This is a genomic window from Paenibacillus sp. 2TAB26, assembly GCF_052115145.1.
Taxonomy (GTDB): domain Bacteria; phylum Bacillota; class Bacilli; order Paenibacillales; family Paenibacillaceae; genus Pristimantibacillus.
On record NZ_JBFRGC010000011.1, the window covers coordinates 64,360 to 88,944 of the forward strand.

Sequence of the window (24,585 nt, forward strand, 5' to 3'; positions counted from 1 at the left end):
TAGTATCCCCCTCTTATTCCGGTAATAGCTTCAGATCAAACGGCTTGTTGCGATCACAAACAAGGACGCCATCCACGACTTCCAATTCGGCTGCCTGTATCGATGAGCGCCTTTTGCCATAACTACTTGACTCCTCGTTGCCGTTCGTCCTTTCGGGATGCGTAAAATAAAAGATGTACGCTTGTTCGCCCTGAACGACAACATCCGCATGAAGGCCAATCGTGCCGTCGTCTTCCCGCGTACCCGGTTGGTCCAGAATGAGCCCGTTGCGTTCCCAATGAACAAGATCCTCGGAGCGATATACGCCTTGTCCCCTCCACTCGTCCACGATTAACCAATAATAGTTTTTGAAACGGAATACATTCGGCCCTTCGTGGAAACGCCCCTCAATAACGAGGCCGACGCGTGTCCAGTCGTACAAATCACTGCTTTCGGCGGCATACGTATGATTGTTTTCCTTAAACCACATTCTGAACTTTCCGCCTGGCATCTGGTAAATACATGCATCGATAATCTTCGAGTCGCTAATATTCAATTTGGATCGGAACGTCCATGCAATCAAGTCCGGACTCGTGTAATGGAGCATGTCCGCTTGATGCCCCCAACGTTCGGGTACTCCTTGTATATAAGAGACATACATATGATAAGTGCCCTCGTGCCAATATATTTCCGGCGCCCAAAATGTATTTCTGCCCCATTCCGTGTCAAGTCCCTCTATCGTGCCTCTGTATACCCACTCCTTGCCGTCGATGGATGAAGCTACCCCGATATCCGTTCCGTGCACCCAGGCGACATTGCGATCCTCGGCTGTCGCCCTGCGATTCGTATATAACATCCACCATTCCTTGGCTTCTCTGTTCCATATAAGGACAGGATCAGCCGCACCGTCATATATGGGATCCCTGAATAAGGGAGCCCTCGTCACGTTGTCCATGTCTGCTCGTGTTCCTCCTTATAGTCGTTCGCTCTTCTCCAAAGCGTTGTAAATAAAATGACTGAACGAAGCCTTTCCGACGCCAACGGCATCCAAAGCAATCCTTAAACTTAAAAATTTGCCTAACACATTGTTATGGAACCCAGACATTTCGAAACCGTGATCCAGCTTGATCCAACTCGAAACTGCCGTGCTGTAATACAGATCCACGTCATGGCAATCGTTCACGATGCGCAACTGGATAAGGCCGCCGTCAACCTTGGTATATTCGGAACGGTATTGATCGCGGAACGAAAAAACATGACTGCCGTTGAAGCCAATGCCGCATTGGAAGCCGGGCTTGTAAAACAAGCTTAAGCGGCCTTCCGTCGCCTTTTCGAGTTGCACCGATACAACTGCTTCATAGGCGTGATGATAGGGAATGCATAGCAAAGGCTCGATCGATTCAGCCGGAAGGGCTTGCAACACAAGGTTCCCGCCGCCAACATCGTAACCGGTCAAGCTAGAACGTCCAAAGAAATGCCATTGCGGCGCAAGGCGCTCTTGCTCGAAATTGTCGGATAAAGCAATGCCGCCGGATAATGGCAGATTGCTCGCCTTAGGTTCATTCGAAGCTCGGAACCAGCCATTGTCTTCCCATTGAATAGGCTCCATAAGCGTATATCTTCCAAGCGTCAAAAAGTCTTTTTCATAGGCATGATAGATGACGTACCAAGATCCGTCAGGCGTATCCACTAACGTGCCATGACCTTTGGACCACCAACGCTCTGCGCGGCTTTCGGTTCTAACGATTGGATTGTAGGGCGAGTTCTCCCAAGGTCCGTTGAGCGATTCCGATCTGGCCGATACGATCATATGGCTGGTTGCAGGTCCTGCGGTTCCACCTTGCGCGCTTGTCATGTAGTAATAGCCATTTCGATACGTAATCTTGGGCGACTCCAGATAAAAGCCTTCCGTCCGCCATTCAGTAGGATAACGCCAGCCTTCATAGACCTTCTCGAGCTCGCCGATCGTCGACAAGCCGTCAGACGCCAAGCGAATTCTGCAACCTTCAGAAAGGAAGAGATAACGGTTTCCTTCCGAATCTGCGGCATGTCCCGGATCGATCAAACCGACACTCAGGTTAATTGGCTCCGACCACGGTCCCGCTGGCGATTCGGCCGTTACGACCCAATTCGTGCGATCAGCCGGAAAGTAGATGTAGAACAAGCCTTCATACCAGATTAATTCAGGAGCCATAATACAGCCGACGCGTTGATGGACAGCATGTCCGATAGGTTCCCATTCCGTTAAATTCCGGGAATGCAATACGAGAAGCCCCGGCATGTTATCGAATGAAGAATGGGTCATGTAGTAGTCTTCCCCTACTCGGACCACGGACGGATCCGGATAGTCGCCGGGCAATATTGCAACGGGAAATGTATCGTTTGTGTGGTTCACTTAAATACTCCTTTAACTTAATAAATTTATTGATATCATTGCATCTCAACGACAGAAGGGACTGCTCGGACAAATGGTCATCCCTAAGGCTGACAATCGTCCTCGAAGTCCGCTCTGCCTAACTCAGGCTTGCTGTATTATCCGTCAATTATTTGGCGGCTTGACGCTCCTGGTACACTTTAGTCGCTTCTTCCAGCAGATCTTTACCGCCGGATCTCAGCCAATTCTCTTTAAACTCTTCGAACGTTTTATCAATATCATCTGTACCGATAATGGCTTTTACATAATACTCATCTTGAAGCGGATTCAACGTTGCCGAATATTTGGACTTAGCTTCCAGCGGCGTTGGTCCAAGGATGTCCGTAATCAATTCATTGCCTTCGTTCAACGTATCTCTGAATGCCAGTTTTTCAGCCGAGAAGTGGTATTTCCACATCTTCAAGCTGCGCTCGCCGAGCGGATTATAGTAACCGCCGTAGCCCAATTCGAGCATTTTGTTCGTATCGCTCTTATAAGGTTCTAATGCTTCCGCGGCGCCGTCCTTAAGCTCATATGAAACACCTTCGGTGCCAAACACTGTCTTCAGATAAGCATCGTCGCTACTCACCAAATCTTCAAGGATTTGCAAAATTTTAATTCTCTTCTTCTCGTCCTTTTCAACCTGCGCTCCGAACAGAAGAGGCACTTGCAAGGCACCGTTCGACATCGCCAGCGATTTACCTGCAGGACCGACTAAACCTTTGCCATAAACGGCTTCGATACCGTTTGCCGCATTGGCCTCTTTTTGATTGAATAAATGGTGATACATCATATAGTCGAGAATGCCGATTTTTTTGTTGTTCCACTTCTGCGTAATCGTATCGTTATTGTCCGTTAGAAATTCCGGATCGAGAACGCCGTCTTTATACCACTTCTGCAAAAGCTTTAACGCTTCCTTAGCCTGATCCGAAAGTCCACCCCAAGTAACCGTTCCGTCAGCAGCTAACATAAATTGATAAGGATTTACGCCATGTGCCGCATAAATCTCATTGAATTGCTGATTGCCTGTCCCGCGGGTCGTAAAGGCGTACGTATCCTTTTGACCGTTGCCATCCGGATCGTTATTACGGAATTTGTACACGACATCCTCGTATTCTTCAAGCGTTTTCGGCGGTTCATTGTAACCAATTGCTTTTAGCCACGCGCCGTTGTAAGCCGGAATGAATCCGTAAGAACCGTTCAACCATACCCTCGGAACGCCCCAGTTCTTCCCGTCGTATAAGCCGATATCCCACGCATTCGGATCCACAGCTTCTACGTCAGCCACATAAGACGGCATATATTGTTTGATTTCGTCTACCGAAATGCTTGCGATTACGCCTTGCCTTGCATAATTGACCATATCGCCTTCGCTAATATTTTGAGGGAAAATGTCCGGAATTTCTCCGGCTGACACTTTGACCTTAAAGTTCTCGTCTGTCGCCCTCATGTTCACGATTTTTACGTTGTACTTTTCCTCGATGTACTTCTGAACCTCGTTGCCGTCATTTGTCGGAATAAACCATGTGCTTGGGTTAATCGTGAGCTCGATCGGTGCTTCTTGTTCCTGTACATTCGTCTGCGAAGGCGCGTTCGTTTCACTGTTTACCCCGTTCGAACCGGCCGAACAAGCCGTTGCAAGTAAAGACATAGACAACATGGCCGCAACAATAAGTCTCTTTCTGTCTTTCATTTCTTTTCCTCCCTTTTATATGCCAATCAAATTTATTTAAACAGGGAATGGCTTAACCTTCCCCGGTTAAATCACTCTAACCTTTAAGCGAGCCGATCATTGTTCCTTTAACGAAATACTTTTGCAGGAACGGGTACACGACAAGGATCGGCAATACGGCGAACATAACGGTGGCGGCTTTAATCGAAGTTTCATACTTGAAATTCCCGACAACCGTGCTACCGAACGTTTCCTTGTCCGTATTAAGGACAACAATTTCCCTTAAGAAAAATTGCAACACTTGTTTGGATTGATCGGAAATATACAGTACCGCATCGAACCAAGCATTCCAATGCCCGACTGCCGTCCATAACGCCAGTGTTGCCAATACGGGCTTCGACAACGGCAACACAATCGATAGCAACACGCGTATGTCATTCGCCCCATCGATCTTGGCCGATTCCTCGACTTCTTGCGGGATCGACATGAAGAAATTGCGCAAGACAAGCATGGAGAAAGTCGGTACTAACATAGGAACAATGTAAACCCATCTACTATCCATCAAATGCAGCTCTTTGATAAGCAAATAACTGGGAATGAGGCCTCCGCTGAAAAACATGGTGAACAAAATAATCATCGTATAGAAAGAACGGTGAGGCAAAGTTTTGCGCGATAACGGATAGGCGATCATGGACATGGCGACAAGCGTCAACAAGGTGCCAACCACCGTCCGAAACGCCGAATTGCCAAAGCCCCACCAAATTTTCTTTTGACTCACAACCTGTTTCCAACTGAACAAGTCAATGTCTTTCGGGAAGAGATGGAATCCCATGCGAGTCGATTCCGCCGGTCCACTTAACGATACGGACGCGATGTGAATAAACGGATAGAACATGGCCACGCAAAGACCGGATATAAAGACAATAAGTATAAACTGGAATACATTTTCGCCAACTGACGTTTTCATGATGCGCGTTCCCTCCTGACGGCTCTTACAGAACCCCTTCTTGTCCCATTTTTTTCACTACATAATTTGTGCCGAGCACCAGCGTGATGCCAATAATGTTCTTGAATAGCCCGACCGCTGTCGTTAAGCCGAATTGACCGTTAACGATACCTGCTCGGTACACATACGTGTCAATGATATCTGAAACATTGTAAACAGAAGGCGAATACAGGTTGAATATTTGGTCGAAGCCAGCATTAAGAATGCCGCCTAGCGATAATATGAACATAATGGTCACAACCGGTAATATAGACGGGATTGAAATATGCCATACTTGTTTGAAACGATTGGCTCCATCTATCTTGGCTGCTTCGAACAATGTAGGATCGACACCCGTTAATGCCGCCAAATAAACGATCGTGCCCCAACCCACTTCTTTCCATATATTTGTTATTACTAAAGTCGGGCGAAAATAATTGGAGTCGGCCAGAAAGTAGATCGGTTCGATGTGTACGAGCGACAGAAGATAATTGATTGGTCCCTGACTTGGCGAGAGCATCATAATAATGATGCCGGAAAGAACCACCCATGAGAAGAAATGCGGAATGTAGGATATGGACTGGGCGATTCTTTTGAACAATCCGTATCGTACTTCATTCAGCAATAGGGCCAGCACAATCGGGGCTGGGAATCCGAATACGATGTTATAACAGCTAATGATCACCGTGTTCTTCAATATTCTTAGAAAATCCGGGGATTGAAAGAACAAAAATTTGAAATATTCCAATCCGACCCATTCGCTTCCCCATATTCCGCGAATCGGACTAAAATCTTTAAAAGCTAACTGGATACCGTATAGTGGTCCATAGCAAAAAATTGCGTACCAAACCAATATTGGAAAAAGCATGAAGAACATGTATTTATTTTTTTTGTATTCTCTCCAGGTATTGGTCCATCTCGGTCTTTTATGACCGGGTACCTTAACAGAACGCTCCACATTTGCCCTATTCAAATTCCAACAATCCTTTCAAAATCATATTGACGTTATTACGACTATTATTATTTGCTACCGCTTTCAATTGTTTATATCGTAGCCATATCCATATTCCTAAGAACCTTGTTTCATTTACAAAGCAATTGTACCTTTATTCCAAATGCTATAATGACAAATCCATGTTATAAAATGTTGGTTTATTGGTATTAAAAACAGATCCAGTACGGTACTTCAATGGGGTCGTTCCGACTTCTTGCTTAAATACCCGAACAAAGTAAGAAGTATTGGGAATGCCAACCTCGCTGCCTAATATTTCGACCGATTTTGTCGTAGTCTCGAGCAGTCTGCAAGCATGCCTGATTCGAATGGCAGTAATATAAGCCTTCAAAGTGCTTCCGGTCTCTCCGTGGAACAGCTTAGATAAATAGAACTTGGATAAATGCATGGCAGCCGCTAAGTCATCCAAATAGAAGCTATCCTGATAATGTTCATCAATCCATTTCATAGCTTGCTGCGCATATCCTATCGATTTGCGCTCCTCAGCCAGCTGAATTTGCTCTGACGGAGCTGTCTTACTGTGGAGCATACAATCCAAATTACGGAGGATCAGCATGGCTACTTCTTCAACATCCTCCCCCATTCCTTGGCTTCTTACTGATTGATAATTTTCATAGTTGCGCTCTATGCTCTCGCTGTACGAGGAGAGATCGAAAGCTTTCACTTTGTTCTGTCCTCGCCATAACGCCTTAAATAAGGCATGCCGCTTCGCAAATGGTTGGAGTTGCTCCTCCATAAGATGCGGATCAAAGAAAAAAATGGTGCGCGAGTATGGCTGTTCCTTACTCACGTTCGCAAAAACATGATGCAACTGATATGGACGGAAGAAGAAAAGCATTCCCTTGCGTATCGGATACGTTTCACCATCCAGCACAACACGACCGGCACCTTCGTGAACATACAACATCTCGCAGCATTGATGCCAATGATGATAGCCTTGATAATTCTCGGTGTTCTTCAACCTGTAATCCCAAAAAAGCTTCGTATTTCGAAACGCGACAGGCTCGAACATTCGTTTCATAACCAACCTCCTCATTAGTACTAATAAGGATGCCTCATCCTTCTATAAAAGAAAGCGCTTTACTAATACCATCATAGTTAAAATAGGCGTGCATGAGTATTCAACACAGTTAGGGAAACATGGACGATTCAGCGTCTTCTCTTGCGGGAATAGTTAACAACGCTATTATTTGTCCATATAGGTTTAAGATTTATCCATACGAGAAGAAACTACCGCAGAAAACGAATCCCCTCAAACCCCTTAATGGGGCTTGGGGGGATTCATACAAGCTATATTCCAAGATCTTCTTCATTCACGCGGCGCAGCACTTCAAGCCGGAAGGCGGTCGGCCATGCGACCAGCCATTGTGACACGTTGAATGGATCTCCCCAGCGGGTATGGAAAAATCCTTCATCCTGGCTGCCTTTTGGACGCGTTTTTCCCATGACCGTCAGACTGCCATCTGAGATGCCGAATGTTGCATTCGCCCATGCTGCACGAGCTCTTTCGCGCCATGCTTCGTTGCCTGTAAGCGACGCCAGCTCCACCCAATCCTCAATGAACGCAAGCGCGAATGGATCAATGTGGTGATGCTGCGTTGAGACGGACGTTCCTCCGAACGTATCGTAACCAATTTCTCCCAAGGCGCTTCCATCTTCATACTCAACTGAATGGTGCCACTGCCAAGTTGCCAAGTACCAGGCTGCAAGCTCAGCCCATTCAAGATACGTCCGATTGTCAGTGATACGAAACAGCGCGATACCTGCCTTCAATAAAGGAATCGCTGATTCCTTGTCCACGCAATACGTATCGAGCGCACCTGCCGTTGTATACCCGTTGTCGAGCAGCTCTCTGATATAATAGTGGTATCCAAGCTCGGCACCGCGCAAATAAGCCTTTTCTCCCGTTATTTCGTAAGCCTTGACGAATGGCGTTACAAGGAAACAGCCCACCGTACCCTCCGGATCATGTGGTTCGCCATCATTTGTCCAAGATTTACCTATTTTTCCGTCTCCCGACTGAGCCGACAAGGCAAAATCGCAAATGCCTAGTGCCGTTTCGCGGTAAATCGGGCGTTCGAAACCGCAGAGGAGAGCCAGCTCCTCGGCTTCGAACAAATTCATGGCCGCAGTCCCGAGGTTGCAGGCATCCTGCACCTCCGGTTGGTCTTTCTTGAACAATACATAATCGAAGTGACAATGTATGAGGCCGTTCGAGAGTCTGCCGCCTTTCACCCATCCGTCCAGCACCGCCAAACCGCGTTGAAGCGAGTCCTCGTTACCGAATCGCAAGTAATCGGCTAGCATGGAATTGGCCAAAGAGGCATTTTGGCCGCACCATCCGATTTCGTAATGACGGGCCTGCGCCCATTCCTCGCCATCCCATTTCCTGCCGATTGCGAAACCACGGAAATCTCCGTCTTCAGCCCACAAACCTTCCTTCGCATAAGCCATGCCCAGATTCCACACGCTTTCAGCATTAAAACGAGGTTGCACCAACTGTTTTTGAATGTGCCATGCTTCATCTAGCATCTTGCGCCACGATACGCGCGGCTGGGTATATGCTTCTATCGTCAAATAAGCACAAGTCTCGAAGCTCTCGCCAGGTGTGAATATCCGTCCCGCTTCAAACGCATCGCAATACTTGTCGCGACTAATGTATACCTCTGGCGTTTCTTCTTCGGGCCAAATCAATCGATGAATAATACAGCCGGGTTCGGCCGCAAGCGAGCATGAATAATTCTGCATCTCAGTTGGAGGCTCGCTGAACATAGACACGGCAATACCTTCGCCCTCGGAGTAAGTTGCTCCTGCGACCGCAGTTCGGTGCCATGCGAATACCCAAGGCTGACCATCTCGTTGCAAGCCTTTGGGCTCCAAACCGCTGCCCCACCCGTTTCCGTTATAGGTAACGGAAGGAATCATATAGTACTGAGGTTCGTATGAGGTTGCAAAGTCCATTGTAATCTTGCCAGACTCCGATACAGGACCGAGATAAACAAACGTCCTCGTCCATTTGACTACCCCGTCCCGCACTGATTCGAATGTATCGTTTACTTCGAAACGATCATCCTCGAACGGTAACACGCGGCCGATTTCCTTTTCATCAAGCAAAAGAGTATATTCGCCATTCATTTGACGATGCTCCCAATTAACGATTCCCATTTATATCCTTCCTTTCTGCCAAATTCGCTTTATTCGTTTAACGGACTCCTCTCATCATGTAACGGTTGGTAAAGATTCGGTTCACATGACCTGCTTTCGTCCGCTAACGCCCATCTGCTTTTGCAAAATTTGCAAAATCGTCTTTTCGTCTTTTCGTCCATTGGTAGCTTGTACGTGTGGTCGCTTGCTTGTAACTTGTTCTCAGCCGTGAACAAGTTGTCCGTACTACACGCTGCAAAATCCAGCGTGAAAATCACTCCTTTGGTTTGCCGTTCTCCCATAAATCAGATTCGCAATCTCGGTACTGGCCTGGCGTAAGTCCGGAATATTTCTTGAATACTTTAAAGAAATGCCTTGGATTTTCGTATCCCACCTGTAAGGCCACTTTGTCCACGGGCAGCTTTGGCTGCTCGTTCATCAGTTGCTGCGCCTTGACCACTCGGCAAGTATGGAGATACGGGATGAAATTCATACCCGATTCCTTTTTGAACATGGCGCTTACATAGCTTGGGCTCAAACCAATGTGTTTGGCGACCTGCTCCAAGGATAGGTCTTGGGCGTAATGCCTATGAATATATTCCAATGTCTTATTCATTTGTTCCGTATAAGTGCAGCTATTAAGCAAGCCGGTGAATACCTGTGTGACTTCATCTGTCTTTGCCTTGGCGGTCAGCGGTTCAGTTTCCATCTCTATGGTCCGCGCGGCATCCTCTAGAATGACGAGAAGCTCTTCCTTATCTACGGGCTTCAACAAATAATCGAGTACTTGATAACGCAATGCCTGCCGAGCGTATGAAAAGTCATCATATCCCGTCAAGATGACGAACTGGTGGCAGAGATTGCTTTCCTTCACTAGCTTAATGAACTCAAGACCGCTCATCTCAGGCATATGAATGTCGGTAATAATCAAGTGAGGTTGGAACGATTGGAGCTTCTCCAATGCCTCAATTGCATCATTCGCAGTTTCAATCCGTTGGAAGGGAGTGTTGGCATTCCGAATAATCGCGCTAAGCCCTGCAAGGATAAGCGGCTCGTCATCGACCACTAATAAATTCAACATCACTGCCCACCGCCTTTATACATTCGAATAACACATGTCGTACCTTCCAAACTTCGACTCGTAATTGTCAGACCGGAATCATGGCCGTAGAATTGTTTGATTCGCTCATGGACATTGTACACCCCAAGTCCGCCCAAAGTCGTCTGGAATCGGTTAAGTTCCCGCTTCCCTTCCAACATCTCCTGAATCACCAAGAGGCGGTCCTCTTCGATTCCAAGTCCGTTATCAGTGATATGAACCTCCATGTATCCCGCCGTCTCCAACACCCGGATCTGAAGTAACCACTGTCTCCTCAGCTTGCTCAAGCCATGAATAATGCTGTTCTCCACCAAAGGCTGCAGGATAAAGCGTGGACAGACGAAGCTGGTAATCGGTGCGGCCACGTCAATCTCAAATTGCAATCGTTCGCCGACGCGGTTTTTATGAATAGTTAGAAAATTTCTTACATGCTCAAGCTCATCCCTAAGCGTCGTCTCGAATTGGTCATTCGATAAACTGTATCGGATCAGCTTGCCAAACGTATGGGTGAAATCCGCCACCTCGGGTGCCTCTTTCACTTCGGCTAGCATTCGGATCGACTCCAACGTGTTGTATAAGAAATGAGGTTTGATCTGCGCCTGCAGCACTTTGTAATCGGCTTCCTTCCGCATGAGCTCTGCACGATGAACCGTATTGACTAGATCATCGATCCGTTGAAGCATCGCGTTATAAGAGACAGCTAGGAAAGATATCTCGTCGCGGTCGTGGCTTGTGTCTTCATATTTGGAGAGATTGTCGGAGTCCACATTTCGCATATGTTTGGCCAACTTTAGAATTCTGCGCGTAAGCAATGTCGCAATCCAATAGTAAATAATAGAAAGCACGAGCAGACACAAGACACCTCCCCATGCAAACCACTGCAGCTCGCGTTGAATATTGACTTCTCTTCCGCTCGTGAACGAAATGATCTTTATCGCCAAGGGCTCGACATTAATGCTGTTCCCTAACAAATTGACGTCACGGAGATAAGCATATTTGGATACTCCATCTGTCATGGCATCCGCCGCTGCTCTCTTTAGCGCGTTGAGTCTGCCCGTCTCTTCAATATCCGTGAATAACAACTGGTTATCCCGGGATAAGACAATAATCGAATCATCCGGCTTCGTCTTCACCTTGTCGATCATTCCGCTAATGACTTCATCCGTAATTTTAACTTCCATGATTCCGATCAGCTTCGAGAATGACTCAGTGTAGATGTTTTGGTAATAGCGCCATACAGGCATTGCTTTCTGTTCGGGTTGATCATAAAGCCATATTCCTTTTCCCGGCGTAAGGTGCTTGACCTTCTCATACAAAGGATCGTTATAGACAAGCTCATCGATGTCCCCGAATTCTGGCCCTAATGCGTACACGTCCGAATTGGTGCTGTACAACCGGATAGCCACAATCTTTGGATTGCCGGTGTATACATAAGAGAATCTCGGCCGGATGTATTTAACAAGGCTGTATACGTGCTCAGCTGCCGTCTCATAAGCGCCGCTCAAATATTCCAAAGCATACTGATCGTTTTGAAAAAGTTGATAGACAGATTCGACCTGCGTTAGATCCACCTTCAGATTACTGTTTACCTGTTCAATTAAATCCTGCCGGTTGCGCATATATTCTTCCAGAAATCGGATGTGTGCCTGGTGATATAACAAATAAGCGAAAATGAGAATAGGAAATAGAATAATGAGTACATAGCCCAAGAACAGCTTTCTGACGATTTTTGTCTTCGGGAGAAGCCTGAGTACTTTCATCGCGAACCATTCGAACATATTATCAACTTCTTCTTTTTTGTTGTATCGTAACACAAAAAGAAGGGAAGCCAGTGAAATGCGCTGACTCCACCTATAATGCTGCGTATCCCTACTTGAATGTATCCTTCACACTATTGTACTTTTCGTTCGCCCAAGCCTCATACTGACTAAGTCCGATTTGCTCCGCTTTATCCATCAAGTCATGATAGTACTTAACCGCCTCTTCTTCAGAGTCAGCCATGTAAATCCTGACCTCTTCGTTCTTAATCATTTCATCCAACTTCGTGCGAATGACTCCAATCTCCGAATCGGATTCGGGAACGAGCATGCCAAGCGCTGGGACAAACTCGGTGTATTGCTTTGACATCTTCTTGACTTCTGCCGACTCCGTTCCCGGCACGACCTGATCTAGTGCAGCGCTGTTAGACATCAAGCCCCAGAATCCAATCGCTTCTTTATTAATATAGTCCGCGTCTCCTTGCTTATACAGCAGCTCCGGATATTGAAGCTCTGTGTTCCATTTCCAGTGCTTCCCTTCGATGCCCCAGAAACCAAGCTTTTGTCCTTCTTCCGAGAACATATATTGCATGAATTTAATCGCAGCCTCGGGATTCTTGTTATTCTTCGTAATGTAAACGCCAGACCAGCCTACGCTCGCAAAATACTCTTTGGGATTGCTGCCAAGCGGTTTCGTAAGCTGTGTATAGCTGTATCCGCTACCTTGATCGGATGCTTGACTGTTGAACGTATCAAAAATATTTGTATTGTCCGCAAGCGCGAACACTTTGCCCTTCATGACATAATCATCGTCTCTGACCGTATCTTTGAAAGCGAAGTTCTCAGCGGTCATATAACCGTTTCGGTATAGACGGTTAATATATTTGTATACTTCCAGCATGCCTGGATGTCTCAAATACTGCTGCACTTTGCCGTCTTGCTCATACAGATCCGTGTAAGCCGAAGGCACCCCATTTTGCATTTTGAAATAACGGAGTCCCCAGTTGATATCGAGCATTAACGGAATAACATCCGGGTATTTGGCTTTCACTGTTCCGAGCAAATTCTCTAAGTCTTCGAAGTTATTCAATGTCGGATTGCCAAGCTCCTCCATAATATCTTTGCGAATACCGAGCGCGCTTGAATTGATGATCGCGTTCGGATAGGCATCCCACTCTTCCTTCGTAGCATAGTTATTGCGTACCGTATAAAACTTCCCATCGGTTGACGTGTTGATTGCAATGCGAGCTTGGTCAACCTTGAAATCCGGTGCGTACTGCTCAATCAAGTCATTCCAGGCGTAAGAGACTTTCGGATCGGCCAACCGATCCAAATTTGTTGCCGTAAAGACAAGATCGGGCAAATCACCGGATGCGATCATGAGCGGTAGCTGCTTATCATCTGCCGCAATCGTCACCTTTAATTTGACACCGGTCTTCTCTGTGATTAATTCTGGGACAGAGCCGGCCCAGTCATGTACCGGAAACCAAGGATGGTTTACGAATATGCTCAGTTCTACCGGCTCAGTGCTCGTCCCTTCTGTATTGCTTGACGTGTTAGCTCCCTTGTTTTCCGGACTTTCGTCTTTGCCCGAACAGGCCGAAAGGGTAGTAAGAAGCATAAGTGCAGCAAACGTTAATTTGACCCATTTCTTTTTGCCCAATTGAATCATGGATGTACCCCCTAATAAAATTTATATCAGGACCTTGCGGTCGTAATATTATGATCACTAGCCTTTGACTGCTCCAATCATAACGCCTTTAACAAAATGCTTCTGCAAAAACGGGTATACGAGCATGATCGGGATAATGGCGACAACCATAGCCGTAACCTGAATGGAGAATGTTGTCACCGTATTCATCGATGCGAAATCCGCGCTCATCGCATCTGTCGGCATCGTGCTTTGATTGATGATCTCCATCATGCGGTACGTTAACGTACGCAGATTGTTACTTTGCACGAAATAGGCGGAATCGAGCCAAGAGTTCCACTGCCCAACGCCGAGGAACAACGACATCGTAGCTAGAAGCGGCCGCGAGATCGGGAGGATCATCTTGTAAAAGATCGTCAAATCATTGGCACCGTCGATACGGGCCGATTCTTGAAGTTCATCGGGGATTTCTTTGAAGAATGAAATCGCGATGAGCAAGAAGAACAGATTCAACATGGAAGGGATGACGTATACAGCGAAATGGTTAAGCAGTTGCAGCTCCCGTAGCACCACATAATAAGGAATCATACCACCGGAGAAATACATCGCGACGATGACGATCGCAAAATACGTTTTCTTGAACAAAAGCTGCTTATAAGCCAACCCGTAAGCAACTAAACTTGTAAACATTACTCCCAATAGCGTTCCAACAACCGTTCTCGCACATGATACTAGAAAGCTTACTCGCCATTTGGGATCTTGGAAAAACGTCGAGTAATTATCCAGTGTAAATTTTCTCGGCCAGAAGTAAATACCTCCCTTTGCCGCGTCCAGGCCTTGATTGAATGATATAATCAACAAATAATAGAAAGGATAAAACGTCATTATGACGACAAACAAGATCAACACCATATTAATACTGTCAACGAGCCAATCCTCAAGGGTCCGCCGTTTCCACTTCTTCCGAATGCTCACCATTAAAATAACCCCTGTCCTGAAATTCGCTTGGCTATGAAATTACTTGTAAAGATGAGGAAAACCGATATGACGGATTGCACCAGATCGATCGCAGTAGCGTAGGCAAAACGTCCTTCTGCAAGCCCCATCTTGAAGGCATACGTCTGAACAATTTCTGACGTATCGCTGTTGACTGAGTTACCCAACAAGAAAGCTTGCTCAAAGTTGGAACCAACCAGTCCGCCCCCCAACAAACTTCCAATCGACAGGATCAGTACGACGACGACCGCTCCCTTAATGCCCGGCAGCGTAATGTGCCAAATTCGCTTCAACCGTCCAGCTCCGTCAATTTCTGCCGCCTCATACAACGCAGGATTGATACCTACTACTGCAGCCAGGAAGATAATCGTCCACCAACCCGCTTCCTTCCATACCGCGCTCCCTACAGCAAGTCCCCAGAATGAATGAGGGTCCGTCAGTATTGTAAGAGGCTCGTCCACTACGTTTAATTTTAAGAGCAGTAAATTAACGAGGCCGCCTTCTGACGAAAAAAACACGAAAGCTAAACCCACCACAACGACCCAGGAGATGAAATGCGGGAAATAACTCACAGTCTGCACGAACCTTTTGAACCCAGCTCCCTTCAGCTCGTTAAGCATTAAAGCGAATAAAATCGGAATAGGAAAAGCAAATACAATTTTCAAGATACTAAGAATCAACGTATTCCGAACCAAATCGTTAAACCTGTAATCGCCTACAAATTCATTCAAATATTTTAGCCCTACCCATTCGCTCGTAAATATTCCCTGCACACCGTCTGTAATACGGTAGTCCTTGAATGCCATGAGGATCCCGAACATGGGAATGTAAGAAAAGATAATCAAAAACAATATGCCGAGCAGGACAAATGTTTGTGGCAAACTTTGTCTTTTAAACCGCTTCCATAATATCCGGTTTTGTCGAATCGCATTAATATCATTACCTGTTGTATCCGCTTGCATCTGTCTTCTCCTCCTTCATAACGTCATTGTAGCTTACTTTTTCTTGCCCCATCTACGGATCATTTTTTGACTGACACTGTCCATTTTTATGATGTTCGGACCAGTCGAGACGCATAGCTAAGAAAGGTGAACCTGCCGCCTCCCGTTGGCGGCGCAGCGCGTTTCATTTCGGAAATATAGCAAAAAACCTTTGTTTCGCAAGGGATTGTGTCTTGTTATATTTGGTTTAGCCTAGTGGATCTAAGACGACCAAGCAGTTCAGGTATTGCGAATTGGAGTCGATGTATGATCCCGACAACGAGTATTCGGAACTTGCGGAATAAGCATCATGTCGGGAATGTTGCAAAGTTCTTATCACTCATCAGCAATGTTATCAAGTTCTTTTCATTTCATTTTGACAAGAACTTAATATCATAAATAAAACCGCAATTTATGCGGTTTTCAATGTTACTATATTCTGTCACACGACATCTCACTACTCGACACACATAACTCCGACAAATTTTCGCATTCCTCGCTCGTCCCCACCGAGCAACAGCACGGTTCAGCAAATCGGCTAAGGATATAAGTTCTTGTCCTCTGACAATGGCTTGTGTCACAATGATGCAGTTTGCTCTTCTCGCTTATTTACTCACTCGTATCGTTTGTTATTTGCAAATTTAATGCAGGAAAAATCTCACTGAATATGTACTTAATTCTCTCTTTTATATACCGACGGTCATTAGTTAACTAATCACAAAGAACTTCCGGGTCAAATCGGCTGGTGAGCCCTTATTGAAAGAAGCGTTGCACTTAGCTTCAAAATTCGTCAATTATAAAAACCACATGGGAATTATTATCCCCATGTGGCCACAATAAAAAACACTATTTAAATAATTTCTCCATCTTCAACTTTCTTTGTTCAAACAGTTCGAACCTATTTCCTGTCTCTAGTAATTTTGAGAAAATGCACTTATCAATTTCTTCAATAATCTCAAGATTTAAACTCAATGAAACCCAAAAATATTCGTCTTGTTTTAGGTACACTTTTGAGTTACAGCTTCTTCCTACAACCAAAATAAATTGGCAAAGAGTCAGATCTTTTATCCGATCATAAGATCGTTCACTCCGGTTTTTGACCCAATTTCGCTTTGACTCAACTTCTTCAAAATGATCCGCAAATCGCTCCCTTAGCACTCTTGACAAAGATGAAGCGGGCGTAGCCTGGTTCTTAATCTCTATATGTTCCAAAATGGTCTTAAGCGGATCTCGGTCACCCTCTAGAAAATCGCCGATATTTGTTGCTTGATAACGGTTGACAATGGCGTTGCGAACATCCATTAACACTTCATTATCCAAGGCAAATAGGTCCTCCACAAAGGTAACCGCGTCGAAATATTTAAACAGTGGAAAATACAGTTTGTTCTGATACTGGTACAACTTACTTACGAACTGTTTCGGTTCTGTTTTAAGCATATACTCTAACTCGCGAGCAATCCGATCGAAGTCTTGATTTCGTTTGTTGCTCATCTGCTGCTTGATGTACATGTTTAATCTTTTCACCTTATCATTATCGCTTAAAAAATCAAAAGGAACCGTAATAAACTCCTCGGAGGCATCGATAGATTCGATCACGATATCAATACCCTTCTTAAACTTAGCTAGTAGCCCCTCCTCGTATTGCCCAGGTAGAATCACTTTCTCGAGAAAATGGATAAAATATACATATAATTGCGCGTATTTTAATAGTAAATAGCTTCCAACTTCCACTTTGTCTAGAACGGTAACCACAGCATCAGTAAATTCCTTGTCTGTTAACTTCCAGTATTGATCGATAAGCAGCTCCTCTGGGGCCCTCTGTTTCTCTGGTCTTTTCTTCGCTTCATGCTCATTCCGGAAGAACTTCAAATCTTCCAAGAAATCTACTCGGTTGAAGTTACCTGTCAACAAATAGGTGCCAATTGATCGGAAGTAAGGAAAATTTCCCTGAAATAATGAATGTGCGGTGTATTTAACCAGCTCGTCAACAAGATCCCGCTTCCCTTCCTCTTTTGGACTCATCGAAGCATTGGACATGTCGATCGTACGTGTGTCCGCATCCAGGATTGCTGAAGCTACAGTCGCATTTGACTTGATCTCCTTCGTCAATAGTACAGCGAGGAGTAACATCCGCTCTAATTGTCCTTGCTGGATGTGAACATTGTCCAGCTTAACACTCTCCATATATCGGGTAATACCAGCGTAGCTGACACCACCCGCAAACATGTGGATAAAAATGTAAGAGATCTTTCCATTTCAGGAGAGTTCATATTATGATTACTAAATGTTGAAATTGCAACCTGTTCGATTAAACTAACGTGCCCGTTAGGTATGACCTACCGGGTATTAAAGTTTCTTTTCCTTATGCCAGTACAAGAACTTGCGCCCATTAAATGAAAAAACCGCGTAGTACGCGGTTCTAATGAGGTATGCTCTTGTCCCCCGACACGAGCTTAAGGCACAGATCTCCTTATTCTAACCATTTTGATTGAGCGGGGATCTCTGTCTAAAACTCGATGGTCATTTCGAAATTTATGGGACCTTTTCAGCTAGTTTACCCTAATTCTCCCTCCGAAGAGCATCTACGATATTTACTTTATTTAACCTGTACATCGGCCAAATCGTTGCGACGAGCGTCGTAATCATCGCACCCGCGAAAGCAATGCCGATACTGTCCAATGGGATCACCCAGGCTGTATCCAAAGCACCTGCGAAGAGAACATGTATTCCATAATTCAGAGCCGTCCCTATGATAATCCCGATCACGGCGGCAAATAAACCATAAAATATGCCTTCTAAAATAATCATTTTCCTCACTTCACTCTGGGTCATGCCGATGGCCTTGAGAACTGCAAACTCTTTCGTACGAAGAATTAGATTCGTACTTACTGTATTCATAATGTTCAAGAAACCAATTAGCACAATGACACCGATAAAACCATAAAGCAAGATGCTAAAAGTCATTGCGTCGTTTTTGGCTTGGGCGACTTCCGCCACTCGATCATTGTAGTTAAATCCGGAGTCTTTTTCATTTAACGATTTGAGATAGTCTGTTATAGGCTGGTTCGATATATCCGGATTTGCAAGAATGAAGATTCTGGAATATGCGTCGATCCCCATAATCTTGGAATAAACTTCCGTCGTCGTAATGAATGAAATAATTTCACTGCTAGTATATCCCTTCATCAACAAGTCTTGATCAACGATTCCGGCCACTGTCACGGTTTGGTAAACTTTTCGGTCTCCGTTCGTTGCTCGAATTTTGATGCGATCTCCAACCTTAAAGCGGGTTTGATCGATAATCAGTTGTTTTCCACTTTCCGTTTTCGTGCTTACTTTTTGTAGAACGACAACTCCGTTTTCTTGGTTCATTTTCTCCTTGTCGATCTTTCCGGCCGTGAGTTTGAATTGCAGAGCATCCAAGCCATTGTCTCCATAGGACGTAAGAAAATTATTATCTGTTCGATACCCCTCGCCTTCAGCAACGAGATATCGACCCTTTCTTAATTCATAATATTTGGGATCAACCTTATCCTTAGGGATGATTGCCTCTACTTGATCATTGTAATACTTGTAAGCTTGTTGAACAGCATCAAGCTTGGCAATATGCTGATACACGGTATCATCTATTCGTTTTGAAGGCCCATCATAGGAAAGCGAATAAGAATACTGAGCACCAGAGATCTGTGTTGCTTGCCGCATGAAATCAACCAAACCGCTAAATACAATAAACAAAGTAATGCTAATAATCATGGAAAAGGCTGTTATCCGGAACCGTTTTTTGTTCCGCTGCAAGTTCCTGCTGGCGAATTGCCCTACGATGCCAAACAGCTTTTTAACGAACCGGGACTTTTTGACCTTCGTGATATGTTCAACCTTCGTGTTCCCCGTACTTTTTAGCGCTTCCAGAGGTGATACGCGAGCTGCTTGTTTTGCTGGTCCAATGGCGGAAAAAAATACGCTCAGCAGGCCTAATAAACCGGCAGCAATCAGAATCGGTATGGAGATGACCATTCTCATATCGTTTAAGAAACCTAATGTTAACAAGCTGATATTGTAGAACAATAACTTCATAAAAAGGGTTCCCGTAAGAAGCCCGATGGGTATGCCGATCAAGCTCAACAGTCTCGCTTCTTGCATTACAATTTTGCGAATTTGGGCTGGTGTAGCTCCAATGCATCTCAGCATGCCAAATTGTGAAATTCGTTCTAGTACAGAAATATGAAAAGTATTATAGATTACGGCAATCGTACAAATCATAATAATCACAATAACTGCGACAAACGCAAGGGTTAGACTGTTGTTTACCCCCTTATAAATACTTTTGCCATACAATTTAAGCAGCTCATTATTGTAATCAATTCTTACATCCTTAATAAAATTATCCTTACCCAGTTGCATTGCTGAACCTTGTTCGACATTACCCAACTGTAAAGAGGACATGATGGCTTCTGTTTTATTTTGGACTCCATTCAAAGATTTCATTTTGACATAAATGAAGTACTTTTTCTTGTTGTCGATGGTCTTGTTATCGTTGAAAGTAATGGCAGGAAAGATGTAACTTGAAGACCAATTCCCCGTTGGCGACTTCATAAAGCCGACGATGGTATAATCTTTTTGGGATTGAGCTTGGAAGGCTTCGTCAAGATCCCAGCCAAAATCACCAAATCCGTTAATTTTCTTGTCTTCACCGGTGGACGCCACCTTCCGAATCCCAAGCTTGAGCTCCATCGTATCGCCAAGTTTCGGTTTTTCTGAAAAGAGACTCAAACTCGATGATGAAAGGACAATCTCATTCGGATTTTTAGGCAGCCTGCCTGAGTCGAGCTGTACTTGAAGCATGGATATCGCATTCGCATCATATCCCTTGACATTCAAGTATCGGTAGGGTGCGGCAAACGGATTTTCGTGCATTTCCTTCTCGTTTGTTTCCTTAATGATGGCGTATCCTTCCCTACTGATGACGCCGGCACTTTCCACGGATGCATTGTTTTTTACCTTCGGGACGGCTTCTCCTGAAATGCCATTGATGGAGACGTGGTAATCTCCGTAGTGATTTATGGTTTGTCTGATTAATTTATCCCAATAGCTCATCCCGATCGTTCCAATGGATGTGAGCAACGTAACCGACAAGATAATACCGAAAATCGTAAGCAGCGATCTTTTTTTCTGTCCCTTTAAATATTTCCCGGTAAGACCCGTGTAGCTATTCAACGTTCATTCACCTCATTTGGCTGTTGAAGGAGGCCGTCTTCGATTCTTACGACTCGATCTGCGGTTTTGGCAATATTTAGATCATGCGTGATCATAATTAATGTCTGATGATATTTTTTAACGGAGAACGTTAGTAAATCCATGATTTCCTTACTGCTTTTACTATCCAGATTTCCGGTGGGCTCATCCGCTAAAATAATCGAGGGTTTATTGATTAAAGCACGTCCAATAGCCGTTCTTTGCTGTTGTCCGCCTGACAATTCGGATGGAAGATGGTGCCTTCGCTCGGTGAGGCCTAATATCCCCATTAATTCCTGCACATATTTTTCATCACCCTTTTTGTTCTCCAATAATAGCGGCAACTTAATATTTTCCTCCGTAGATAGGACCGGGATCAGGTTGTAGGATTGAAAAATAAATCCAATCTTTCGTCTCCGGAATATAGCGAGCTCCGCTTCTTTTTTGTTATAAATATCCGTACCATCGATGATGACTTGTCCGCCAGACGGGCGGTCCACCCCGCCTAATAGATGCATCAAAGTGCTCTTCCCTGATCCGCTGGCCCCTACGATAGCAACAAATTCCCCCTGTTGAACGGAGAAATTTGCATCTTTTAATGCTTCAACCTTCGCCTCTGCGCTTCCATAGGTTTTGCATAAATTCACGGTTTTTAGTATATCCACCTGTCTACCTCCTAAGCTTATGTTTCACGTTTCTCTTTGTTAGTATAAGCCTCGAAGCTTACGATAAAGTGAAGAGGAAGCTTACTTTTTCGTAAGCTTCCTCTTCACCCGTTTCCTCTAATGAACGAAATCTTGAATTCGGTCCCCTCTCCTGGTTTACTATCAACCGTTATGATCCCGCCTTGTCCTTCAATGATTGACTTGGTTAACGACAATCCAATGCCAATGCTTTGTGGCTTTGTTGCGCTTCTCCCGCTATAAAATCGTTTGAAAATATGAGGAAGGTCTTCCTGGGAAATACCCTCCCCGTTATCGCGAACACTGACCGTAAAAAATAGTGCGTTTTCTTCCAAAACGATCTTGATTTCCCCGTCTCTCTGGGTATGCTCCAGTGCATTTTTGATCAAATTAATAAAAGCTTCTGTCAGCCATTCCGCATCCGCTTTTACGAGCATTTCTTCGCCACCGCAGATACAGATCGTTTGCCTCTTTTGCTCGGATAACAATCGCAACGACTGTACTGCATCTTCGATCAGTTCCCTTAATCGAGTCTCTTCCTTGTGAAACACGATTGCACCCGCTTCGACCCGCGCCAGCTTCAGTAAGCTGATAATCAGCCATTCCATTCGTTCAAGTTGCTGTTGGCTCCGTTCTAGAAATTTCATTTTCATTTCATTCTTCATATTTGGACCATTTAGCAAATTCTCATTAAAAACAATTAGCGATGCCAACGGCGTTTTGAGCTGATGCGAAATATCGGAGAGCAAGTTGCGCAGAAATCTTTTTTCTTGTTTCAGTTGTTCGAGACTGTTGTGCAACCTTCCCGCCATGGCGTTGAAGCTGCGTCCTAAAAAACCAAAGTCGCCCTCATCGTTCTCGGGAAGCGGTTTGTCGAAATGATGTTCTACGACCTCCTCCGCGGCAACGGCAACGGTCCTGATCTTGCCAAACAATTTACGATATTCCCATAGCAACAACAGCATGAATGGAATGACAAGAAGCAAAACGAGAGCTGCCGTAATCTTGGGCAATGCGATGCCTGAAAGGGCTGGTTGATCTTCGACTGACATCTCTTCGTTGTAACCATATTGCGCCAATATCCTTTTGCCTTCTGTTACTTCATGTTCTTGGGCTCCCTGAGTGATGTAGTGGATGATTTCATTTTCAAATTGCGGCTCTTTCTTTAAAACGTGACCTATCAGCGCAACATTCTGATTAACTATGGCCTTATTGATATGCCCGACTTGCTGACTCATAAAAACGAACACGAGTACCGCTAACAATACTTGTAATACAATGACTTTACCGGCGATGGACTTCCACTCTGGATTACGGACGACTTCAATCATGGTTTATCGTCCTATGACATCTGCATTCCATTTGTATCCGACTCCTCGATTGGTAATGATATATTTCGGTGCAGCAGGAACATCCTCAATTTTCTCTCTTAACCTTCTGATGTGGACCGAAAGGGTGTTGTCATCAATGAATTCTCCTGACATATCCCAAAGACTGTGAAGAAGGGTACTTCTGCTGCAAATTTGTTTCGGGTGAGTAATTAGCATTAATAGTAATCGATATTCCAGCCCCGTCAACAAAAGCTCTTGATTGCACTTGAAGACAGTTCCTTCGAGAACTCGGAGTTCAATATCGTCGGATATCCATCTATTTACTTCATCCTTAGGTTTATGATTTCGCCTTAATACGGCTTTCATTCTGGATAGAAGTTCTTTGGTCCGGATCGGTTTGGTCATATAATCATCTGCTCCCAAATCAAGCCCTACAACAACATTTGTCTCCTCATCCAAAGCAGTCAAGAATATGATGGGAACCTGAGACGATGCCCGGATTTCCCTACAGAGTTCGTACCCAGAACCATCCGGTAAATTCACATCTAACAAAATTAGATCGACGACATTTGTCTTGAATGCCTTTTTGGCTTCTTCTAAGCTACCGGCAACAACAACGGTATATCCTTCACTCGTTAAGGTATATTCAATACCAAACACCAAATTTTCATCATCTTCAACAAGCAATATTCGATTCATTATGCACCTCATCTTTCATTATTTTTACATGTATAAGGTGGTTATATTCATGTTCATGTCTGGATTGGGGTAGTTGTGTATTCAGCTGGTCGATGAAAAGTATGAATGCGTAATAAAAACCTAAGGCAACATATTCTAATTCATCCTAGTATAACTTTATATAGCGATATAACCTTCTCTGCCAGTTAGCTTAGTCCAAATTATAAATTAAAGTTCCAAATCTATTTTTGTAAACGGAACTTCGAGCTATTTGATACTCATATTGTCTAAAATATACAGCTTGGATATACTTATTTCAAGTAATAAGTTCCGATACTCACTGTTATAGGAACTTTATTTGGAGGGGATAATATGAAGCGAAATTGGGAACTGGACGAATTAATCGAGCATTTCACGATACTGCCGAACGAAATGAGTTTGATTGAGAATAAGACAGGGGAAACCAAGATTGGATTTGCCGTGCTACTCAAGTTTTTTCAAAATGAGGCACGTTTTCCAAGCCATAAGTTTGAAGTACCGAAAGCCGTGATCGCCTACATTGCCAAACAAATATATTCCGAACCTGAATTGTATGCCGGGTACGATTGGACAGGTCGTTCAATCACCAGGTGGGAGCAAAAAAGAAGCAATTTGTCATTATCGGGTTAGGTAGATTCGGTTCAAGTTTGGGCCGAGAGCTGATTGAGCTGGGCAACGAGGTACTGGGCATTGATAAGGACGAGGAAGCCGTGCAGGAGATGAGCAGCGTGCTCACCTACGCTGTGTCCGCTGATTGTACGGACGAGGAAGCGCTCCGCTCGCTCGGCGTCCGAAATTTCGACTGCGGCGTTGTTGCAATCGGAGACGATATTCAGGCCAGCATTCTGACGACCATTTCGAGGCTACAAATGCACTCTCTGTAAAGAGCAAATACTTTGTCGTTCCAAATTCAAGATATTCTGACTCAAGGAGA

General features: G+C 44.7%; 18 protein-coding genes and 1 pseudogene. 2 read left to right on the forward strand and 17 right to left on the reverse strand.

Annotation, left to right across the window (positions count from 1 at the left end; all coding sequences use genetic code 11):
• Nucleotides 1-13 precede the first annotated feature (13 nt).
• The 17 genes from AB4Z50_RS14355 to AB4Z50_RS14435 form a co-directional block, all read right to left on the reverse strand.
• On the reverse strand, nt 14-934 hold the full coding sequence (locus tag AB4Z50_RS14355; protein ID WP_441879937.1) for a glycosyl hydrolase: 921 nt from the start codon (nt 932-934) through the stop codon (nt 14-16).
• 18 nt (nt 935-952) lie between these two features.
• On the reverse strand, nt 953-2,374 hold the full coding sequence (locus AB4Z50_RS14360) for a family 43 glycosylhydrolase (protein ID WP_441879940.1): 1,422 nt from the start codon (nt 2,372-2,374) through the stop codon (nt 953-955).
• Nucleotides 2,375-2,522: 148 nt separating this feature from the next.
• Nucleotides 2,523-4,085, reverse strand: a complete 1,563-nt coding sequence (locus AB4Z50_RS14365; RefSeq protein WP_441879943.1) for an extracellular solute-binding protein — start codon at nt 4,083-4,085, stop codon at nt 2,523-2,525.
• Nucleotides 4,086-4,161: 76 nt separating this feature from the next.
• Nucleotides 4,162-5,031: a carbohydrate ABC transporter permease gene (locus AB4Z50_RS14370; RefSeq protein ID WP_441879945.1), complete on the reverse strand. Its 870-nt coding sequence runs from the start codon at nt 5,029-5,031 to the stop codon at nt 4,162-4,164.
• Between the two features lie 25 nt (nt 5,032-5,056).
• The gene (locus AB4Z50_RS14375) at nt 5,057-5,917 is read right to left on the reverse strand and encodes an ABC transporter permease (RefSeq protein WP_441879948.1); all 861 of its coding nucleotides are present in this window, start codon (nt 5,915-5,917) and stop codon (nt 5,057-5,059) included.
• A 250-nt stretch (nt 5,918-6,167) separates the two neighbouring features.
• Nucleotides 6,168-7,082 carry a helix-turn-helix domain-containing protein gene (locus AB4Z50_RS14380; protein WP_441879951.1) on the reverse strand — a complete coding sequence of 305 codons (915 nt, stop codon included), beginning with the start codon at nt 7,080-7,082 and terminating at the stop codon, nt 6,168-6,170.
• Between the two features lie 269 nt (nt 7,083-7,351).
• Nucleotides 7,352-9,226, reverse strand: coding sequence for a hypothetical protein (locus tag AB4Z50_RS14385; RefSeq protein ID WP_441879954.1), 1,875 nt, complete (start codon nt 9,224-9,226; stop codon nt 7,352-7,354).
• A 253-nt stretch (nt 9,227-9,479) separates the two neighbouring features.
• Nucleotides 9,480-10,286, reverse strand: coding sequence for a response regulator transcription factor (locus AB4Z50_RS14390; RefSeq protein ID WP_441879957.1), 807 nt, complete (start codon nt 10,284-10,286; stop codon nt 9,480-9,482).
• Nucleotides 10,286-12,118 carry a sensor histidine kinase gene (locus AB4Z50_RS14395; protein ID WP_441879960.1) on the reverse strand — a complete coding sequence of 611 codons (1,833 nt, stop codon included), beginning with the start codon at nt 12,116-12,118 and terminating at the stop codon, nt 10,286-10,288. Before AB4Z50_RS14395 ends, AB4Z50_RS14390 begins: the two co-directional genes overlap by 1 nt.
• A gap of 55 nt (nt 12,119-12,173) precedes the next feature.
• A complete protein-coding gene (locus tag AB4Z50_RS14400) occupies nt 12,174-13,733 on the reverse strand; it encodes an extracellular solute-binding protein (protein WP_441879963.1) in 1,560 nt (519 codons plus the stop codon).
• A 57-nt stretch (nt 13,734-13,790) separates the two neighbouring features.
• The gene (locus tag AB4Z50_RS14405; protein ID WP_441879965.1) at nt 13,791-14,690 is read right to left on the reverse strand and encodes a carbohydrate ABC transporter permease; all 900 of its coding nucleotides are present in this window, start codon (nt 14,688-14,690) and stop codon (nt 13,791-13,793) included.
• Nucleotides 14,690-15,670, reverse strand: a complete 981-nt coding sequence (locus AB4Z50_RS14410; RefSeq protein ID WP_441879967.1) for an ABC transporter permease — start codon at nt 15,668-15,670, stop codon at nt 14,690-14,692. Before AB4Z50_RS14410 ends, AB4Z50_RS14405 begins: the two co-directional genes overlap by 1 nt.
• Nucleotides 15,671-16,534: 864 nt before the next feature.
• A complete protein-coding gene (locus tag AB4Z50_RS14415) occupies nt 16,535-17,914 on the reverse strand; it encodes a hypothetical protein (protein ID WP_441879969.1) in 1,380 nt (459 codons plus the stop codon).
• A 333-nt stretch (nt 17,915-18,247) separates the two neighbouring features.
• Nucleotides 18,248-20,902, reverse strand: a complete 2,655-nt coding sequence (locus AB4Z50_RS14420) for an ABC transporter permease (RefSeq protein ID WP_441879971.1) — start codon at nt 20,900-20,902, stop codon at nt 18,248-18,250.
• Entirely contained in the window at nt 20,899-21,585 is a 687-nt protein-coding gene (locus tag AB4Z50_RS14425) for an ABC transporter ATP-binding protein (RefSeq protein WP_441879973.1), read from the reverse strand. Before AB4Z50_RS14425 ends, AB4Z50_RS14420 begins: the two co-directional genes overlap by 4 nt.
• 104 nt (nt 21,586-21,689) lie before the next feature.
• The gene (locus tag AB4Z50_RS14430; RefSeq protein ID WP_441879975.1) at nt 21,690-22,934 is read right to left on the reverse strand and encodes a sensor histidine kinase; all 1,245 of its coding nucleotides are present in this window, start codon (nt 22,932-22,934) and stop codon (nt 21,690-21,692) included.
• Nucleotides 22,935-22,937: 3 nt separating this feature from the next.
• Nucleotides 22,938-23,633, reverse strand: a complete 696-nt coding sequence (locus AB4Z50_RS14435; protein WP_441879977.1) for a response regulator transcription factor — start codon at nt 23,631-23,633, stop codon at nt 22,938-22,940.
• A 351-nt stretch (nt 23,634-23,984) separates the two neighbouring features.
• On the opposite strand from AB4Z50_RS14435, the gene AB4Z50_RS14440 reads away from it, so the two are divergent.
• Both AB4Z50_RS14440 and AB4Z50_RS14445 read left to right on the forward strand, forming a co-directional pair.
• Complete coding sequence (locus AB4Z50_RS14440) at nt 23,985-24,281, forward strand: DUF4158 domain-containing protein (RefSeq protein WP_441879979.1); 297 nt, start codon at nt 23,985-23,987, stop codon at nt 24,279-24,281.
• Nucleotides 24,242-24,508, forward strand: a pseudogene (locus tag AB4Z50_RS14445) (potassium channel family protein); the annotation flags it as partial. The gene AB4Z50_RS14440 and the pseudogene AB4Z50_RS14445, both read left to right, overlap by 40 nt.
• Between the last annotated feature and the right edge of the window lie 77 nt (nt 24,509-24,585).

Excerpts from the sequence above, each read along its gene's own strand:
- AB4Z50_RS14355 (WP_441879937.1), bottom strand. The coding sequence starts at position 934 with ATGGACAACGTGACGAGGGCTCCCTTATTCAGGGATCCCATATATGAC.
- AB4Z50_RS14400 (WP_441879963.1), bottom strand. The coding sequence starts at position 13,733 with ATGATTCAATTGGGCAAAAAGAAATGGGTCAAATTAACGTTTGCTGCA.
- AB4Z50_RS14385 (WP_441879954.1), bottom strand. The coding sequence starts at position 9,226 with ATGGGAATCGTTAATTGGGAGCATCGTCAAATGAATGGCGAATATACT.
- AB4Z50_RS14380 (WP_441879951.1), bottom strand. The coding sequence starts at position 7,082 with ATGAAACGAATGTTCGAGCCTGTCGCGTTTCGAAATACGAAGCTTTTT.
- AB4Z50_RS14410 (WP_441879967.1), bottom strand. The coding sequence starts at position 15,670 with ATGCAAGCGGATACAACAGGTAATGATATTAATGCGATTCGACAAAAC.
- AB4Z50_RS14440 (WP_441879979.1), top strand. The coding sequence starts at position 23,985 with ATGAAGCGAAATTGGGAACTGGACGAATTAATCGAGCATTTCACGATA.
- AB4Z50_RS14390 (WP_441879957.1), bottom strand. The coding sequence starts at position 10,286 with ATGTTGAATTTATTAGTGGTCGATGACGAGCCGCTTATCCTTGCAGGG.
- AB4Z50_RS14375 (WP_441879948.1), bottom strand. The coding sequence starts at position 5,917 with ATGCTTTTTCCAATATTGGTTTGGTACGCAATTTTTTGCTATGGACCA.
- AB4Z50_RS14435 (WP_441879977.1), bottom strand. The coding sequence starts at position 23,633 with ATGAATCGAATATTGCTTGTTGAAGATGATGAAAATTTGGTGTTTGGT.
- AB4Z50_RS14365 (WP_441879943.1), bottom strand. The coding sequence starts at position 4,085 with ATGAAAGACAGAAAGAGACTTATTGTTGCGGCCATGTTGTCTATGTCT.
- AB4Z50_RS14405 (WP_441879965.1), bottom strand. The coding sequence starts at position 14,690 with ATGGTGAGCATTCGGAAGAAGTGGAAACGGCGGACCCTTGAGGATTGG.
- AB4Z50_RS14370 (WP_441879945.1), bottom strand. The coding sequence starts at position 5,031 with ATGAAAACGTCAGTTGGCGAAAATGTATTCCAGTTTATACTTATTGTC.
- AB4Z50_RS14430 (WP_441879975.1), bottom strand. The coding sequence starts at position 22,934 with ATGATTGAAGTCGTCCGTAATCCAGAGTGGAAGTCCATCGCCGGTAAA.
- AB4Z50_RS14415 (WP_441879969.1), bottom strand. The coding sequence starts at position 17,914 with ATGTTTGCGGGTGGTGTCAGCTACGCTGGTATTACCCGATATATGGAG.